We start from the raw sequence: 19398 nt of genomic DNA, 5'->3' as shown, positions 1-19398 counted from the left end.
TTGAATCTAGCATATTACATGACTTTTGGTTCACAGGGTTACTCCATTACTGTTTCATAGATGGGCTGAGCTCCTTTTGCATTCTACTTTCGGGTACTGCCCTATCCTCATGCAAACAGTTCTCTTACGTGGTTCGGCTTTTCGCCTTCTCCCTGAAACTTTGTAAATCGTTCCCTTACTTTAACATTCAGCCCTTCGGCTCTTTTGTGAGACCTCCTTGTTTTGTGAGTTTACAAGGCTCGTTTCTTGCCTAATATGGCCTCCGCTGACTTCTGTCAGTACCGAATTACATCACTGTAACCGTTCACCGCTCAAGCATTCGCGCATGCCCTCGCCAGCATACTGACAGATCTCTCAGGGTAAGATCATCCGCTTTCTGTTCATGTAGCCTCTCCATTTACGTGTATGTGCTCTGTGCAGTATAGGGCTTTTGTTTCTTTAGCAACATTACCCGCACATACCCGCCTTATATGAAGTTTCTGTCCGTAGGCTCAAACATTTGCCGCCAGCTTCTTTCAGATTCGCAGTCACCCACGACACCCTTGCTCTTGGCTAACGATAAGTACTGCAACTCTCGTTCGGGACTTGCACCCTATAGCGTGATGACCATGCCTGACACACGAAAAAAGATACCGGCTTTGTGCCGGTATCTTCAAACTTATTAGTTTTTTATCACCTCGTAAGAGATTTCTCCGGGGACTTTCCAGTCCATTGTTATGGTATAATTCCCGGCTTCAGGTATCGGAATATTTGCTCCATTGGCTTCCAAAACTCCGTTCAATCCATCATCTCCAAAATTATGTGCCCAGTCCTCAGCCCTGAATTTGAAACTACCGGCCACAAGATCCAGGGTTATGGTCAGCACATTGTTGGCGGCATCAAAACCCATGGGGGTATCAGCATCCCAACCAAGAGGGGTGGCATCACCGATGATCCCCCATTTTCTTCGGGTGCCGATGGAATAGGTTAAGGTGTTGAGATCAACAATAAGTTGGAAGGTGCCAAAGGGTTGTGTGATTCTTAAGTCAGGACCATTTCTTTCCAAAAAGCCATTGGCCCCTCCATAATTAATGTCCCAATTCGGTTCTTCATTGACTTTAAATGCCCCTGAACCCCCAAGAATATGTACAAACCCTTCATAAATGTCATTGTTCCGTACGGAATAAATAACCGTGTTTTCATTGGAGGGATCCCAGCCCTGATAATCCCCCGGAACATACATTCTGGCGAAAGTAAGCTCCTCTGTGAATGGGGTCACCAACATAGTCAACCTTTCGGAATACAATGGATCGATAGTTGGGCCAAGAAAAGCCCTTACGCGAATTTCAACCTGTGTCGCTTCATCGGGCACAAATCCCCTAGCTATAAGCCTTTGGTTGAGATTAGCCTGGGTAATACCAACACTGTTGCTGTTAGAATTGCCAATATCTACGGCGTTGTCAAACGATGCACCGGATTCCACCAATTGAACAGTGTAGATGACTGCTGCCGGGAATCCATAATCGGCTTGGGTGTATGTGAAATTTACGTTTTCTTCGGAAAGATCCTGATTCAGGATCAGTGAGGTACCTGCCACAGGACTTGTAATGGAAGGAGCGTTTGGGTTGGCACTGATGACCGTTTCTATAGGATCGGTACATGCCCATGCACAAAGCAGGGTAAATACTGATAGAATTTTTATATTCAATGTTTTCATTGCTCGATTATTTTTGGTTAGTAACCCGGATTTTGCTGTAAAGTAGGATTGGCAATTAGATCTGCTTGGGGCAGCGGATATAAATTTCTAAAATCCCCAACTTCCGCACCATCAAAGGTGCCGCCTTTCCATTGCCATATATACGCGGAGGTCGTAAATCTGCCAAAACGGATAAGGTCGGTCCTTCGCGTGGCTTCCCATTTTAACTCCCTTGCCCGCTCATCTATGATGAAATCCAGGGTAAGTTCATTGGCTGAAAGACTTCCGCTGCTGTCACCGTATGCCCTTTCTCTCAATGCATTGATGTATGCCAAAGCCTGCGCCTGATTGCCACCGGAACCACCTCTGAGTACAGCTTCCGCATACATCAGATAAGCATCGGCAAGCCTAAACATAGGGAAATCCACGCTGACCTGATCGCTTATTGGACCATCAGGCCTGTCCCCTGTTTCTTTGGTAATATTTCTGAATTTGATGATTCCATAACCATCCTGGAAAATGTTGATGTTTTCTACATCCAATTGCTGGTCATGGGTGTGGAACCAGCCCCTGGCATCAGGAGTCCCATCTACTCCAGGGTATAAGCTGACCAATTGAGGCCTCGCCCTCATACCTTGCCATCCTCCGGGAACTCCAAAATTATAGAAGTTTCGCATTGTTCCGCCTATAGCAGCGTTGACCAGAAATGTAGCACCTCCCCAGGCCATGCTGCTGACCTGGTCAAAAGAAATAGGGAAAATAATTTCATTGGATTGGTCATTGTCCGCAAAAAACAGATGGTTGTAGTCCGGCTCCAGAGAATATCCTGCGCCGATCACTTCATTGAGCTGGGCAATTGCCTCAGTATATCGGGCCTCTCCAATGTAAACTTCAGCATTTAGGTACATTTTTGCCAAAAGCATTCTGGCCGCTGCCCGATCTGCCCGGGCATATTGATGTTGCCTAGGTGCGACCAACAATGGAATAACTTCCAACAGTTCATTTTCTATGTAATCGAACAATTCTCTTCTGTTGGCCTGTTCTGGGAAGAAAGAACCCACTGCATCTGCTTCCGTCACAAAAGGAACATTGCCATAAAGATCAAGGGCGTGATAATAGCTTAATGCCCTTAAAAACCTGGCCTCGGTCCTGAAAAGCCTGCCGGTATTCTGATCAGCTTCAGAAATGCCCCGGGAATTCATATTGGCATCACTGATTTCGCGGATAAACTCATTGGCCAATGTGATCTGGTAAAATATCCGGTAATACATCGCCGCAACAAACCCGTTGTCAGAAGACCAGGTCATGGTATTCAGAGCAGGAAGGCCTTCATCGTTCCATGAAATAATGGTTTCATCAGTTGGAAGCTGCTGGAGTTTCCATAGAGCCCTAAGGTAAGTGGAGGCTCCTTCGTCCTGACCACCGATATCACCCCTACCATGGGGACCTGCTTGACCACTAAGAGCCAAACCGCCGTACATCTTGGCCAATACATGAATGTAATTGTCAAAATCCTGATAAACCTGTACGGAAGTCTGTTCGCCGAATGGCTCCAGTTCAAGATCCGTACATGCCGTAACGGTAAATAAAGTTACCGTCACAATGGCTGCAATTTTTAGAAATATATTTTTCATCTTTTCAATATTTTGATTCCTAAGTCCCTAGCTGAAAAAAAAGCATGGGACTTCAGAGATGGTTGTTTAGAATCCGAAGTTTACACCAAAGGAATAAATCCTAGGAAAGGGATAGAAATTTCTATCAATTCCGCCCGGTATTTCAGGATCAATTCCGGAGTAATTGGTAAGGACAAAGGCATTTTGTATCGTGCCACTTGCCCTGAATGTGATCCGGGAGTTGAACACATTACCGAAGTTGTACCCAATACTGATATTTTCCATCCTTGCGAATGCAGCATTTTCCAAATAATAATCCGACCTGAGTCTGTAATTCTGGAAATTCGTGTTCAGGACATCAGAAGTCATATTGATCAAGTAATCCGGAAACCTGAGACTTTGGTAGGCGCCATTGGAAGAACGTACGTTGTTATAAACTTTATGCCCAAGATTACCTCTCATGACAAAGCTAAAATCCCAGTTTCTGTAACGGGCCTGTGAATTGAACCCGAAGAAGTATCTGGGATCAGGAAATCCCCTTCTGATCAGATCCTGTTCATTGATGATGCCGTCCCCGCTCTGGTCAACATAGACATTTTCCAAGGGGGCTCCATCAAGACCATATACCTGCTGCCAAACATAGAACGAATTGGGTTGGAAACTCACCGTGTGGACCTGAATGGTATTACCGGTTCCTCCTCCTATGCCGCCGACCAATATTCCTACTGCATCTTCCGCCACATTGCTAAGGCTTAAGATATTGACCCGATTGTAGGTAAAATTTCCGCCAATGTCCCAGTTAAAATCCCCTGTTCTGATCGCATTGTAAGTAAGGCCCAGTTCAAGTCCAAAACTTTCAATATTACCCACATTTGTGAAAAGCTGATTGGTGAGATTTGTTCCGGCAGCCACTGGAATCACTGCCAATAGGTCATTGGTTCTTCGGTAATAATAATCAATACTACCATAAAATCTGCCGTCATACAATTCATAATCCAGACCGGCATTCCAAGTTACCGTTTCTTCCCATTTGATGTTTCTGTCGTATCCCTCAGGCCTCAGCATATTGAAGTAAGTATCTCCGAATCTGTACCGTGCCGCATCGTCACTGACCGTGTAACGTGGCAAAAACGGGAAAAAAGACCCGATGTCCTGCTGCCCGGTAACTCCGTAACCCAACCTCAATTTGAAGTCAGTTAAGGTGCTGTTATTTACAAGGAAATCCTCTTCGCTGATTCTCCATGCCGCTGCCAAAGAAGGGAAAATACCCCATCTGTTTTCTGGGCTGAATCTGGAGGATCCATCGGTCCGGATCGTTCCTGTAAAGAGATATTTATCATTGATGGTGTAGTTTACCCTGCCAAAGAATGAAATCAATCTGTACTGCGGCCTTGTTTCCACTCCGGCAGGAGTAAGAACCACGCCTTCCTCATTGACCCTGGCAAATGAAGGGTTTTCGATCAAAAAATCCTGCCAGGAATATCCAGCAGTAATATCCAGCCTACTGCCCCTGAATTCCCTAAGATAATTCAAGTAAAAATCGGCCAGAAGATTCTGCTTGTTTTGGGCATATTGTCCAATCGATCCTCCTTCATTGAACCCTGCTGCCGAGGTAGAGGGAATAATAGTCCTTCCATCACTTTCACTGATGTCATATCCCAGGTTCAGATTTGCTCTGAGGCCTTTGAAAAAGGGTAAGGCATAATCCAATTGAAGATTGCCCAGGCTCCTCTTGACTTCTCCCTGGTCATCCCTTTGTTCCAAAAGTCCGACAGGATTTCTTGGAGCCAGGTTTTGGGGAGACCCATCCGCATTGACCCACTCCCAATAACCCCCATAACCTTCTGGGTCATATATAGGCTTGGTAGGATCAAAAACTGCGGCAGCCCCGATTGCTCCTTGATTGGCAAACTGGCTGACGGTATATGCACCACGCACATTGAAGTTGATTTTCAGTTGGTCGTTCAATAAATTGGGGGTCAGACTGATGCCAGCAGAGGTCCTGTTAAAATTATCCCTTCGCAGAACCCCGTCCTGATTTAGATTCCCAATAGATATTCTGTAAGGTATTCCCTTAAAAGAACCGCTTACACTTACATTGTTATCAAAACTGATCGCATCCTGGAATATCGCATCCTGCCAATTGGTATTGGCCTCCCCCAATAATGCCTGTTGGGAAGGAGAAGCCTGTTCCAAAACTGCGTCCCTAAACTGCTGTGGGTTCAGTACATCAATATTGCTGGCGATTTGGGATACGGATACCAACGAATTGACATTGACACTCAGGTCCTGCCCTTTTTTTCCTTTTCTGGTAGTGATCAGGATAACCCCATTGGAAGCCCTGGAACCATATATGGCAGTTGCCGAGGCATCCTTCAAAACATCAAAAGTCTCGATATCATTGGGATTAATGAAATTCAGCAGATTGGATGTGCCTGCAACACCGGAGTTGTCAAGCGGTACTCCATCAATCACTATCAAAGGGTCATTGCTGGCATTTAGTGATGACCCTCCACGGATCCTGATCCTTGCCCCGGCTCCGGGACGTCCGGAATTGGGGGTGATCTGGACACCTGCTATTTTTCCTGTGATCAATTGCTCAGCGTTGGTGACCTGGCCAACATTGAAATCCTCCCTGCTCACTGACCCCACTGATCCCGTCAGGTCGGATTTACGCTGGGTTCCGTAACCGATCACCACTACTTCATTCAACTGCTTAGTATCCCCTTCCAACTGAACATTGACAATGGATTGGTTTCCAACTCTTACTTCCTTTCTGGAAAATCCGATAAAGCTGAATACCAAAACATCATTAGGGGAACCCACCTCGATGGAATAACTTCCATCAATATCGGTAATGGAGCCTTTGGTAGTACCTTTGATGCTGACATTGACAAAGGGCAATTCCTCTCCCGAGCTCTGATCTGTCACTGTACCGGTAACCACCTTTTGCTGGGCGGCTGTTTGCTGCCAGTTCATTAGGGCTATCACAGTAAGTGCGATTTTCATTACAGTAAATAATTTCCGCATAGTTGTGTTGATTTAGGTTTATTGTATCAATTTAATTATAATTATTCTTTAATATATATAAATTTAATTTTTAATTGGTCTACCTGTTCTGTTTGGAGGACTCCTATGATTATTGCCTGGACCAAATCAGGAGGAGGATTACTCATGGCTAATGTTCCGTATGTGATTTTTTCAACCATATTTTCCCGATCTCAATCTGAAAGGGAGAACTGGTCGATTCACCGGTTTCAGGATTTTCAAATGTTATCTCTATTTTTTCCACTTGTTCAAGTCCATAATGACTATTTTCATTGTCTGATGGACTGTACAGAGGCATAAATCCGGGATAGGGTCTGGGCAACAACAAAGCCCCGCCATCCACATTCAAGTCTTTCAATGCGATCTCCATCTCCTGAAAAGAATTATTTAACTCAACCATTGTGGTTCTTATAACTGAGTTTTTATAGGTCAGTCCTAACTTTAAGGGAAATTTTTCCCTTCCCACTACTCTGGCCTGAAGGATGATTTTGTCAAAGTCCTCACCTGTGTCCAATCGATCTATCAGTTTTTCTTTAATGGGATATTGGAATCCCATCGGACCTGATGAGGAAGGATCTTCTGCCCTCAATTGCAGCAACATTTCTCCTGAAAAATACCCTGCCTCCAACCTTGTCCTGAACCCTGAATTATATGTCGGATAAATATGTATTTTTTGATCTTGGGCCGGATTGAAAATTTCCAGGGCACCGTCTTCCCTGGCCACATATACTTCCCAAGTTTGAGGTGGGTCTGAAGCCCAATTTAAATCCGAGGATTTTTCACCACCCGGAAAATAAACCGATTCACTGTTTTCCTCCAGGTTTATCCGATATGTCAGCATACCAGGATTCATTTCCTCAGCTGGTATTTCAACTTCATAATCATAGGTAGAATTGGCTTTCATGGGGATTTCCTGAAACCGGTCTCCCCCTTGCCTGAACTGAAGGAGTACTTTATCAATGGATTGACTTTCAATTTTTGCCCTGATTATAAAAGGGCTTTTAGGGGACAATTCGATAGGAGGAGTATGGTGCAGTGCCACCGAGTTAAATGTAGGTCTTGGTGCAACAAATTCCCGGATGCCAATTGTGCCAACACTTTGGTTTTTCACATCGAATTTCCTCCCCTTTTCAGTCAACAGATAAGTTCCGGGACGTATCTGAATTGAACCGGCTTTCGCCACGGTTTCATAAGAGTTTCCATTGTCAAGTGGCTTTACATTGAAGTCCACACCGAGTTCTTCCAAATTGATTTGCATGCGGTGTTCACCCCAGATAACCCGGGTTACAGACCTGTCAGGTAATGTTTTTGCAAACGGATCCCTTATGGGAACTGCATCAGGCATGACTTCCAGCCTCCAAATGCCACTTACCAGTTTATCCAAAAAATAGGCACCTAAACCTTCATATTTCACAATTGCAGAAGAACCAACACCCGCGAGGTGTTCTAATTTTTTTGGGTTTTTAGGGGCTGTGTTGGTGTTATTAGAATAATAAAATTCCTCTTCTGAATTCATCTCGCTCAGGGATTCCTGATAACTGACCCTGATTGGTCCAAACTGATTGTTGTCCGGATAATTTCCGTAATCTTTCTTTAAGGGGAGATTCCGGAACGCTTTGCCCGCGATCATCATACTGATAGCTTTGGCCGGTGTGTAAATCAGGTTAAGGTAATGGGTCTGATACTCCGTATTGGTATGGGCAATCGCCAGTGGATCATAAGCAAATTGGGTTGCCCATTGGAAGCCAGCCTGTCTGAAGCTTCTGGCCATAGCAGGATACATATAGGATCCCATGATGTCCGCAGCATCAAATTCGTAAACCATCAGAGGCTTTTGATGGAATTCGGGAATGGTATCAAATGGAATATGGTACCGGTTGACGTGGGGAAGGTAGTTTTCCGGGAGGGTTTTGCCGTAAACCAGACCTGAAGGATACCACTGAAAGCTAAAGCCATCCGCCTCTGAACCTGCAACGGCATCGGCATAATATGGTCCCTGACTGATGTTATAAAATATAGGCTTTGAGAATCCTGTACCTGTAATGGCTCTTTTGAGCCTGTTGATATAGGCTGTCACACCCTCCTTGGGCCCGCTATGTGCAGGTTCATTGTTGATTTCGATGGCCACCACATCCGGATCTTCCTGATAGCTCATCTTGGTATATGGATTGACACGTTCAAAGAACTGCTTCAGGTAGTTTTCCTGTGCTTCAATGGCTTCTTCATGCGTGGTGAGCTTGCTCCTGCCATAGTGTCTCGAAAAACCGGGGGTGTCCTCGTCGGGCTCCGGATATCCGTTTCCCCAAAAAGCAATAGGAGTGATAATTGTCCTGATTTCCCTTTTTTTCAATTCGGCCAATAAAAAATCAAAAAGGCGTAAATGTTCATTTTCCAAAAGATTTCCTTCCATATCCGAAATCTCCGTATCCCAAACATGTACCCTGAAAGCATTGAATCCCAAACGGGACATGTGGTAAACATCCTCCCGGATGGCCTGTTCTATATCCACTCCAAGGGAGCGTTGCGCCCGATAAGCAAATGCAAATGGAGTAGAGTAATTGACTCCGAAAAATGTCGCTTCTTCCTTACTCCCGTTCCACCTTAAAATTCCCTTTTCATCCACATAAATAGGGTTGCTATCCTTAGTTGTTTTCTTCTGGGCATAGGTTATTTCTGTGGCCAAAAAAGACAAAACCAGAATAAGATTATAAGGAGATATTTTCATTTTTATTATTTGGATTCAAATAGATTAACATAAAACTCAATAGTCGTCAATAATCGCGAAGCATATAATCAATCCCCTCATGGAGATTTCCAGTGAAGTCAAAGAAGGTGCAGTTTTCCCAAGAGGATCCGGTCCCCCACAGATCTTTCATCGGGGAGCTTATCCAAGCAGGTTCCCAATAAATGATACCCATAGCACCTGCATTTTTCAAATCCTGCGTCATTTTTTTCATTATGGCCAATTGACCGGACTTTGAGAAGGAATAGCCCGCCAAAGGATCTTGCCCTCCGAATAAATTGGTATAGTTGTCATTTCCCTCAGCCGTCCAGGGATAGGCTGTTTCCAACATCATAATATCCTTGTTGAATTTGGACTTGAATTCCGAAACTTTTTGGGAAAGTAGGTTTAAGGGAACCCCTGTATGCCATATAGGGTAATAGGAAAATCCCAAAATATCAAAATCACTCACTAATCCCCCGGAAGTAAGATTTGAAAACCACCAGTCCACATGAACCGGATCAGCTACATGGAAAATAATCTTGATTTCCTTTCGGGCCGAAGCATCCCGAATGGCAGCAATGGCAGCATTAACAATGGCTCTGAAATTGGACCAATTGCCTTCACATACATTGAGCTTGGGGAAACCTTCCGATGCTTGGGTGTACATCATCCCACAATTGGTTTCATTGCCGATCTGCACAAATTCAGGCATCAGCCCTTTTTGGTCGAGATAATTTAATGTTTTGAAAGTGTATTGATAAACAGAATCCTTTAATACTTCTATGTCAACAATGTCCTTCCATGCGGCTGGAATATCCTGCCTTCCCGGATCTGCCCAAATATCCGAATATTGGAAATCCAGCATGGTCTTCATTCCCTGTTCTTTGGATAGGGCCAGGGCCTTTTCTACATCCAAAAGATCATTATATATGGGCGAATGGCTGTCACCGTAAATGGTACTTGTCCATGTGGGGTTGTGCCATAGCCGCAACCGCACGAGATCATTGCCATGTTCGGCAAATAAACGATATGGGTTTTCAGGAGAACCGTTTACCTTAAATACGCCACCTTTATCCAAAATCTGGTTAACATAGGAAAGATCTGAACCAAAATAAAAATCAGGTCGATCGCCATTCTCCTTTTCACTTTCCTTAGGGGTATCACTACCATTTACCTGACATCCTGTAATGTATAGATGCCCGACCACAATAAAAAAGGTTAATCTGAGAAAACTCATGGTATCTTTGGGTTTATGCTCTGATGTGATTCTGTTTATAGTCGATTTGCTACGAATCACTTTTTCAAATTTAAATTTCTTAATTTTGGATAAGTACTTCAAATCTTGCAGGAATGGATAATAATCAATCATCCGACCGGAATAAGGCCGAAAGCTGCAACAAAATCCATATAATTATATTTCTTACATTAGATTGTGACCGAAGGGGATGCCTTTTGGTCCCCTTATTTCGTCCTGGATGGAAATCAAAAAAAACATCGTTTAAGGACTACATTACCTAAAAAATGCAGAGGTCAGTAAGCAAAATCATCTGTTTGTTATTTTTGATTTTTCCTTGGAAATCTCAAGGACAGGATACCCCTTTTTTCTCCAATCTATCCATCAGGGATGGACTGCCTTCCAACATCGTCAATTCAATTGCACAGGACAGAGATGATTTTATTTGGATCGGAACGGCCAATGGTATCTGCCGATATGACGGCAAGAATTTCAAGATATTTAAAAAAGAAGAATACCCTTCCTTGACGGCCAATGAAATCAGTTCCCTGCTTGTGGTCGGGGAGGATCTTTGGGTTGGAACCTGGAAAGGACTGTGTAAAATCAATACAAGGAATTTCGAAATCACGCCCATCGAAACCGGAAATTCCAAGGTAGTGAGGACACTTTATCAGGACCATCACCGGACAGTCTGGATAGGTACGGCCGATGGTCTTTTCAGCTTTTCAGGTGATTCGCTTAGAACCTACAATGATTTCAAGAATAATCTCAGCCATAATATGATCCGGTCTATTTATATGGACAATTTGGACAACCTATGGGTGGGAACTTATGATAAGCTCAATAAATTGGCATCCGGATCGGATCGATTTGTGCATTATGACCTAAAGGGAGATTATAACCCCTCATTGAAAAACAATCTGATCATGGACATCAAATCCTCGGGGGAAGATGATTCTTTGATCTGGGTGGGAACAGAGACCGGGCTCGCCCATGTTAACATCTACACGGGTGAGCATAAGTTATATAATAATGGCAACACTAATTTCAGTAATGAGGTCATCAAAGCAATATATCCCAATGATGAGGGCCAGCTTTGGCTAGGGACTGATTTTGGCATCAATATTTTTGATCTAAAGTCCCAAATCAGTGAGGTGCTTTACCATAACCCGAAACTGTCATTTTCAGTTGCCAATAATGTCATCTGGCAGATATTTGAAGATACAGGGGGAGTGATATGGTTTGTTACCTCCAACGGCCTGAGCCTTATCAATAAATACAGCGGCTTTTATACTTATCATGAAGTGTCCCATGATTGGAACGGTCAGACCATCGGAAATCAGGTCAAGGCTATGCTGGTGAGCAGGAACGGACATAAATGGCTGGCCACTCTTAACGGTGTGATCCATATTGATCCGGAATCGGGTTATAAAGAAGTCTTGGACATACATTCTGATCTTGATAGGCGAATTCTGCTCAATAATGTCTATGCGCTTGAGGAAGATGACCTCGGAAGGATATGGATCGGAACAGCCGGGGGGATAAATGTTTGGGATGGACAGGCAAATAAAATGTATGCTATCCCGGCCAATGAACAAAATGGGCTTGTCAGTAATTACATATCCAAATTCACCAAAGGGGCAGATGGTTCGTTTTGGGTCAGCGCTTGGGAGGGAGGGCTTTTTAAAGTGGCCGGAAATTTCAAAGACATTCATTCATTGCATTTTGAAAAAGTCGGCGATTTCGGTTCTGAAAAAAATGCCTCAGGAGCAAATGCCATCTGGGCCATCAATTATGATGAACTTTACCGGATTGATCTTCAAACTTACCGGAGTACTTCCATCAGTTCCTTCAACAGGGTTTCGAACAGAAGAAGTCTTAACAGTATATTTTATTCTAAAAAAGGCAGTCTTTGGGCAAGTACCACCAATGGGTTGATTGAATATAGGCCGCAGAGCGATGAGGCTGTCTTTCATCCTTTGGAGACTGGAAGTGATTTTATTTTAGCGAGTATTGCCGAAGACAGTCAGGGAAATATCTGGGGATCTTCGTCCGGACTGATTTTGAAATACCAACCTGTGGACAGGACTTTTGTGATCTACCCTATGGATAAGGAAATCCCTATAAAAAATTTTTCAGATGGATGTTGGAGCAGCGACGGAGAGGGAAAGCTTCATTTTGGCGGGGACAACGGATTCTTGGAAATATCTACCAAAGCCAAGCCAAATCCATTTGTTCCCAAAATATTCATCTCTAACATTAAAATCAACAACCAGGAGATCCGATCAGGGAAACCCCAGCAGGAAATTATCCAACTTCCTGCGGACATTTCTTTTGTAGAAAAACTAAACCTCAATTATTCCCAGCGCTCCTTTTCAGTTGATTTTGCAGCACTACATTACTGGCAGCCTGAAAAAAATATCTATGCATATAAACTTGAAGGTGCCGATAAGGATTGGAATTATGTCTCCGGTAATAACAATTACGCAGAATATTCAAATCTCCCTGCGGGGACTTACCTATTCAGGCTAAAGGGCAGCAATAACCATGGGGTTTGGAATAATCAGGAAACTCAATTGGAAATCAAAATAAAACCACCTTTATTCCTCAGTCCGGGTTTTATATTTCTATATGTTTTGTTGATCCTGATTTTGGTGTTTTACTCCCTGCGTTTCTATTCTGGAAGGCTCCACCTAAGAAATGAAGTCAAACTTGCCAAGATGGAAAAAAGCCACAGTGAGGAAATTGCCCTGACCAAGCAGCAGTTTTTCACCAATATTTCCCATGAACTCAGAACGCCGATAAGCCTTATTCTTCCGCCTATCCATCAAGCACTGAACAAACGTGATTTCAGTGATGAAACCAACAATCTTCTTAAGCTGGCAGAAAAGAATTCGCAAAGGCTAATGAGGGTAGTCAATCAGATCCTTGATTTCAGGAAATTGGAACAGGATAGCCTTGAACTGAAAGTTACAGCCTTTGACTTGGTCAGATTTTGTAGGGAACTGGTTGTACTTTTCGGTGATAAAGCCGCCAGAAATGATGTTCAGTTCACTTTTGATTCCGATATTGATAGCTGCACCGTCTGGGCTGATACGGAAAAAATTGAATCTGTACTTTATAATCTGCTGTCCAATGCCTTCAAGTTTACCCCAGAGAAAGGTTCCGTCCATTTTGAAGTCAGACAGCGCAGGAATGATCCGGACTTTAAATACGGAGCAGTGGATATCCGGATCACTGATACCGGGATTGGAATAGACCAAGAGGACCAACACCGCATTTTTGACCGTTTTTATCAAACCAGTCAGGGCAAAAAATCTTTTGATGGATCGGGTATAGGATTGTCCATGGTGGCCGAATATACCAAATTGCACCACGGAAACGTGAATGTGGAAAGTCAACTGGGAAAAGGGGCAAGTTTCACCGTCACTCTACCATTGGGAAACATCCATTTTCCGGTTGATTTTGAACAGGGATCCCAGTCCCTGAACTTGTTGGTCAGCAAAAAGGGGGATTTCGATGATAAGAGCCAAAACCCGTATGTTTATGATGTGGAATCCGGTAAGCCTGTTGTGCTTATTGTCGAGGATTATGCAGATATGATAGAATATCTTTGCCTGAATCTCAAAGATGAGTATCACCTGATCATTGCCAACAACGGAGAAGAAGCATTGGAAAAAACCGAAAATTTCACACCCGAAGTCATTATCAGTGATATCATGATGCCTGTCATGGACGGGCTCACGTTTTGCAAAAAAATAAAGGAAAATCCCAAGACTTCCCATATCGGGGTCATTCTCCTGACTGCAAAAAGCCTGACTTCGCAAAAAATAGAAGGAATCAGAACCGGTGCCGATGCTTACTTGACAAAGCCTTTTGACATAGAGCTCCTTATAGCTACCATTGAACACATTCTCAAAAGAAAAGATGAACTCTTTGGATATTTCAAATCGGAAATCATCACCCAACCGGAATTCAAAACTAATGGGGAAAACGTTGATGACAGATTTGTCAATAAAGTAATCCATATCATTGAAGCTAATATTGCCAATCCTGATTTTACAGTAGAAATGCTCAGCGATGAAATAGGAATGAGCACGGCACACCTTTACCGTAAACTGAAATCCCTTACACACTTCTCAGCTAAGGATATCATCAGGAAATACAGGTTGAAAAAAGCTTCCATCTTGCTGAAAAACAATGAAGGCAATATCTCCGAAATCATGTACGAGGTGGGTTTCTCTAACTTATCTTATTTCGCCAAATGCTTTAAGAAGGAATTCGGATATTCTCCAAGAGACTATCAGCAAAAAGAAACCAAATCCAATTTTGATTTTGAAAATGGGATTTCGAAAAGGAATTGAAGGGTGAAGCCTCTCTTTAAAAATAATTTATCTAGGTATATCAAGTTTCTCTGGATTTTGTCTACAATCCCAAACTTTTAGCACCAGAATTCTATCATCCAATATTTCATAAAACAAAATGTATTCTCCAACAATCAGCCCTCTAATATTTTCAAGTTTTGTTTTGATCCCCAATTCAGGTTTTTGAGCTGCAATCTTAAGCTTTTCCTTAAATTGACTGTAAAGCTTTTGTGAGTATTGTGAACTTTATTTCTCTTATTGAAATAGATCAATATTTCTTTAAGTTGGATTTGAGAATTTTTAGTCCAACTTATTTTTCTTTTAACCATTCCCCAACCATTTCATCCATTTGAGATTCAGAAGAATTTAATCCTTTTTTACCTTCTTCGCTCGCCAAAAGAATTTCCTTCTCTTGTTCAATAGTCAATTCTAAAAAATATTCTTTTTTCTTATAATCTAAAATTGTTTTAATCGCATTCAAAAAAGGAACATCTTCAATCATGGATATCCTTTCAATCAATTCTTTTTTTAACTCAATGGTTTTCATAGCCTTGATATTTAATATAACTTAAAGTTATGAAATTCGGTTGAATTTCTACTCATTTCAAATAGGGCCAATTGACAAGCTATCAATTTTCTTTTTTGGTAAACGAAAAAATGTGTTTCAACAATACTTCTAATAACCAGTAAATTAATTTATATTCAAGATGGTTTGATTGAAGCACCCATTGTTATCTCACAAATTCTCGAGTTTCGCATTGGCAAGCGGATCTCCATTTTTACATAAGCAGTTGCATAAAAAAAGACGGCTCTCCACCGTCTCTTCTCCAAAAGATTTAAACGAATGTAAACCCCTATTTCTTCCCCTCAATAATTGCCGTCACCACATCGGGGTCAAGCAGGGTGGATGTATCTCCCATACTATCGGTACTTCCATCGGCTACTTTTCTGAGAATTCTTCTCATAATCTTTCCGGAACGGGTTTTGGGAAGTCCCGGTACAATCTGGATTTTATCGGGTTTGGCTATAGGGCCTATCATTTTGCTTACGGTATCCTTGATTTCGTTGATGAGGTTATCTTCTGTACGGTTGGTCATATCGCAGATTACATAGGCATAGATGCCCTGTCCTTTGATATCATGAGGATAACCGACAACTGCTGATTCTATCACGAGCGGGTGCTCATTGATGGCATTTTCTACTTCAGCCGTTCCTAATCTATGGCCTGAAACATTGATCACATCATCTACCCTTCCAAGAATTCGATAATATCCGTCATGGTCCCGCTTCACGCCGTCACCGGTAAAATATAACCCTTTATAGGTGGAGAAATACGTTTGCTTACAGCGGTCATGATCTCCATAGGTAGTCCGTATCATCGAAGGCCAGGGAAATTTGACACAGAGATTTCCTTCCACCGAATTCCCGGTCAATTCTTTCCCCTCCGGATCTACAATCATCAACTGAACCCCTGGTAAAGGAAGTGTTGCATAAGCCGGTTTGGTTGGAGTGATTCCTGCAATGGGCGAAATCATGATTCCTCCTGTTTCAGTCTGCCACCAAGTATCTACAATCGGACACCTTGACTGTCCTATATGGGTGTAATACCATTTCCAGGCTTCTTCATTAATAGGTTCTCCCACCGAACCCAATACTTTCAGTGAACTCAGGTCATACGGTTTTATTGGGTCGGTACCATAAGCCTGCAATGCCCTGATAGCGGTCGGTGCGGTATAAAATTGATTGACCTTGTATTTTTCAATCACAGCCCAGAATCTACCCGCATCAGGGTAGGTTGGTACTCCTTCGAACATCAAGGTAGTTGCACCTGCTAATAAAGGACCATAAACTATATAGGAATGCCCGGTAATCCAGCCAATATCAGCGGTACACCAATAAACATCACCGGGTGAATATTGGAACACATTCTCAAAGGAATATTTTGTATAGACCATATAACCCCCAATAGTATGCACCACACCTTTAGGCTTTCCTGTGGATCCTGAGGTATAAAGGATAAACAGCATGTCCTCACTATCCATTTCTTCCGCCGCATGTGTGGATTTTTGGCCCTGGATGACATCATGCCACCAGTGGTCCCTACCTTCTACCATGGTGATATCCTGACCCGTCCTTTTACTGACAATTACTGTTTCCACACTGGATTTTTCCAGAGCCTCATCAACAATTGCCTTGACAGCTATCTTTTTATTTCCTCTGAAGTTTCCATCAGAAGTCAGTATGGCTTTTGCTTTACAATCAATGACACGGTCTGCCAGAGAAGTCGAACTGAATCCTGCAAATACCACCGAATGCACGGCCCCGATCCTGGCACAAGCCAACATCGCTATGGCTGCCTCAGGTATCATGGGCATGTAGATGATCACCCGGTCTCCCTTTTCAATTCCTTTTGCCTTTAGTACATTGGCAAATTGACAGACTTCTGCATAGAGTTCATTGTAAGTGATCGTTCTCCCCTCCTCCTCTGGATCATTGGGTTCCCAAATAATCGCCGGCCTGTCCCCAATTGTAAACAAATTCCTCTCAAAGATATTTTCTGTAATGTTCAATTTGGCATTGACAAACCATTTGACATCGGGTCCCTCAAAATCCCACTCCAGGATCTTGTCCCATCTTCTCCGCCAGAAAAAAGAGTCTGCTATCCTTGCCCAAAAACTTTCCGGCTCTGTGACTGATTTCTGGTATTCGTAGAAGTACCCGCTTAGGGTATGGATTCTATCGCTCATGTTATGATTATTTTAGGTTATTGAAATTTATTTTTTACTTAAGCAATGACTTTACTTTGGTAACCAAATCTTTATTTGAAAAGGGTTTGGTAAGGAAAAGATCTGCACCCAGATCCATCCCCCTTTTGACATCTTGTTGTTTACTTTTTGAAGTCAGAAAGACCACTTTGACACCTTCATTTTTTTCTTTAATATGTTTACATACTTCATAACCGTCCAATTTCTGCATCATAATATCAAGAATTACCAGCTCAGGTTTGTTTTCCTCAATGATGCTCATTGCTTCTTCTGCATCTCTGGCAATATACACCCTGAAACCTTCTTTTTTGAAAAGAAACTCCAATGAAAGAAGGATATTGGGCTCTTCATCTACTATGAGGATCTTGTTCATATTACGAATTTTAAATTAACCCATTTGAAAGTCCCATAAAAGGCAAACTAGGACAAATCCATTAACAGAGTCCAATTTGCTTTATTTTGTGCTTCAGATCAATGTTCATGTGCCTTTGCTGCCCCTCTTGGTATCCTGATTTCCTGAATCATATCCTCTATATATTGTGGCGGCGAAGGAGTTGCTTTGGATACAAGATAGCAAATCACAAAGTTGATCAACATACCCAAGGAGCCAATACCTTCGGGAGAAATACCAAACCACCAGTGTTCAACATTATTCAATTCAGGATTGATAAATTTGAAATAACTGATATATAGGATAGTGAAAACCAGACCTGATACCATTCCTGCTATTGCACCTTCTTTGTTCATTCTACTTGAGAAAATCCCCATGATAATCACAGGGAAAAAAGAAGCAGCTGCCAATCCGAAGGCAAAAGCAACCACTTCTGCAACAAACCCCGGAGGGTTCACACCAAAATATCCAGCGAGAATCACCGCACCTGCAGCAGAAATCCTGGCTATCAACAATTCCCTTTTCTCGGTCATATCAGGTTTGAAGGTCCTGAAGAGGTCACGGGATACAGAAGTTGAAATTACCAGTAGAAGTCCAGCTGCGGTAGAAAGCGCGGCAGCCATTCCTCCGGCAGCGACCAAACCTATTACCCAGTTGGGCAGTTTTGCGATTTCCGGATTGGCAAGCACCATGATATCCTTATCTATGATGAGCTCATTAGTGGCAGGATTTGCAGTGTATTGAACAATACCGTCATTGTTGAAATCATATACTTCTATAAGGTTGGTCTTTTGCCAATTTCCGACCCATTCAGGCAAATCGTTTACAGGCTGTCCGGCCACAGTATCAATGGCATTATATATCCCAAATGCTGCCACTGCAGGAGCTGTGGTATATAGAATTGCTATGAATACCAATGCATAACCTGCTGAAAGACGGGCATCTTTTACCCTGGGAACTGTAAAAAACCTCACAATCACATGTGGCAATCCAGCTGTACCTACCATCAGGGCAAGCGTAATGGCGAAAATATCGACCATTTCTTTCCTTCCACTGGTATATTCAGCAAATCCAAGTTCACTTAAAACCCCATCCAATTTGTCCAAAAGATAAGAACCATCCGCCACGGTATCCCCCAATCCCAACTGGGGGATAGGATTTCCGGTCAATTGCATGGAAACAAATATGGCAGGAACCATATAAGCAAATATCAACACGCAATATTGAGCAACTTGGGTGTAAGTGATCCCTTTCATTCCACCGAGTACGGCGTAGAAAAAGACAATACACATCCCAATGATTACGCCGGTATTGATGTCCACTTCCAAATATCTGGAAAAGACAATACCAACTCCTCTCATTTGTCCTGCGACATAGGTAAAGGAAATAAATAGCGCACAGATTACAGCCACTACCCTTGCTTTATTGGAATAATACCGGTCTCCAACAAAATCAGGAACCGTAAATTTTCCAAATTTTCTCAAGTAAGGAGCCAATAACAAAGCCAACAGTACATATCCTCCTGTCCAGCCCATCAGGTAAACTGACCCATCATATCCTGAAAATGCAATGATCCCTGCCAT

General features: G+C 42.7%; 10 protein-coding genes and 1 pseudogene. 1 reads left to right on the top strand and 10 read right to left on the bottom strand.

The window, feature by feature from the left end:
- Positions 1-661 precede the first annotated feature (661 nt).
- The 5 genes from ACEW8O_RS12875 to ACEW8O_RS12855 all read right to left on the bottom strand — a co-directional run bounded on the left by ACEW8O_RS12875 (position 662) and on the right by ACEW8O_RS12855 (position 10298).
- Entirely contained in the window at positions 662-1696 is a 1035-nt protein-coding gene (locus tag ACEW8O_RS12875) for a SusE domain-containing protein (RefSeq protein ID WP_373495031.1), read from the bottom strand.
- A 17-nt stretch (positions 1697-1713) separates the two neighbouring features.
- Positions 1714-3309 carry a RagB/SusD family nutrient uptake outer membrane protein gene (locus ACEW8O_RS12870; protein ID WP_373495030.1) on the bottom strand — a complete coding sequence of 532 codons (1596 nt, stop codon included), beginning with the start codon at positions 3307-3309 and terminating at the stop codon, positions 1714-1716.
- A gap of 66 nt (positions 3310-3375) precedes the next feature.
- The gene (locus ACEW8O_RS12865; protein ID WP_373495029.1) at positions 3376-6318 is read right to left on the bottom strand and encodes a SusC/RagA family TonB-linked outer membrane protein; all 2943 of its coding nucleotides are present in this window, start codon (positions 6316-6318) and stop codon (positions 3376-3378) included.
- Positions 6319-6466: 148 nt separating this feature from the next.
- Positions 6467-9061, bottom strand: coding sequence for a membrane or secreted protein (locus tag ACEW8O_RS12860; protein WP_373495028.1), 2595 nt, complete (start codon positions 9059-9061; stop codon positions 6467-6469).
- Positions 9062-9107: 46 nt separating this feature from the next.
- The gene (locus ACEW8O_RS12855) at positions 9108-10298 is read right to left on the bottom strand and encodes an arabinogalactan endo-beta-1,4-galactanase (RefSeq protein WP_373495027.1); all 1191 of its coding nucleotides are present in this window, start codon (positions 10296-10298) and stop codon (positions 9108-9110) included.
- 284 nt (positions 10299-10582) lie between these two features.
- On the opposite strand from ACEW8O_RS12855, the gene ACEW8O_RS12850 reads away from it, so the two are divergent.
- On the top strand, positions 10583-14659 hold the full coding sequence (locus tag ACEW8O_RS12850) for a two-component regulator propeller domain-containing protein (protein WP_373495026.1): 4077 nt from the start codon (positions 10583-10585) through the stop codon (positions 14657-14659).
- 27 nt (positions 14660-14686) lie between these two features.
- Here ACEW8O_RS12850 and ACEW8O_RS12845 read toward each other — a convergent pair.
- From ACEW8O_RS12845 to ACEW8O_RS12825, 5 genes and pseudogenes are all read right to left on the bottom strand, one after another.
- Positions 14687-14878: pseudogene (locus ACEW8O_RS12845) on the bottom strand (type II toxin-antitoxin system RelE/ParE family toxin); the annotation flags it as partial.
- A 91-nt stretch (positions 14879-14969) separates the two neighbouring features.
- On the bottom strand, positions 14970-15206 hold the full coding sequence (locus ACEW8O_RS12840) for a hypothetical protein (protein ID WP_373495025.1): 237 nt from the start codon (positions 15204-15206) through the stop codon (positions 14970-14972).
- A gap of 307 nt (positions 15207-15513) precedes the next feature.
- A complete protein-coding gene (acs, locus tag ACEW8O_RS12835) occupies positions 15514-17406 on the bottom strand; it encodes an acetate--CoA ligase (protein WP_373495024.1) in 1893 nt (630 codons plus the stop codon).
- A 34-nt stretch (positions 17407-17440) separates the two neighbouring features.
- Entirely contained in the window at positions 17441-17797 is a 357-nt protein-coding gene (locus tag ACEW8O_RS12830; RefSeq protein WP_373495023.1) for a response regulator transcription factor, read from the bottom strand.
- A 98-nt stretch (positions 17798-17895) separates the two neighbouring features.
- Positions 17896-19398 (bottom strand): sodium:solute symporter family protein (locus tag ACEW8O_RS12825; protein WP_373495022.1); only part of this gene is annotated, 1503 nt, incomplete at its 5' end.

Origin of the sequence: Aquiflexum sp. (assembly GCF_041749095.1) — a bacterium.
GTDB lineage: Bacteria > Bacteroidota > Bacteroidia > Cytophagales > Cyclobacteriaceae > Aquiflexum.
Note: the sequence above shows the minus strand (reverse complement) of the source record. Positions and strands in the feature narration are given on the sequence as shown.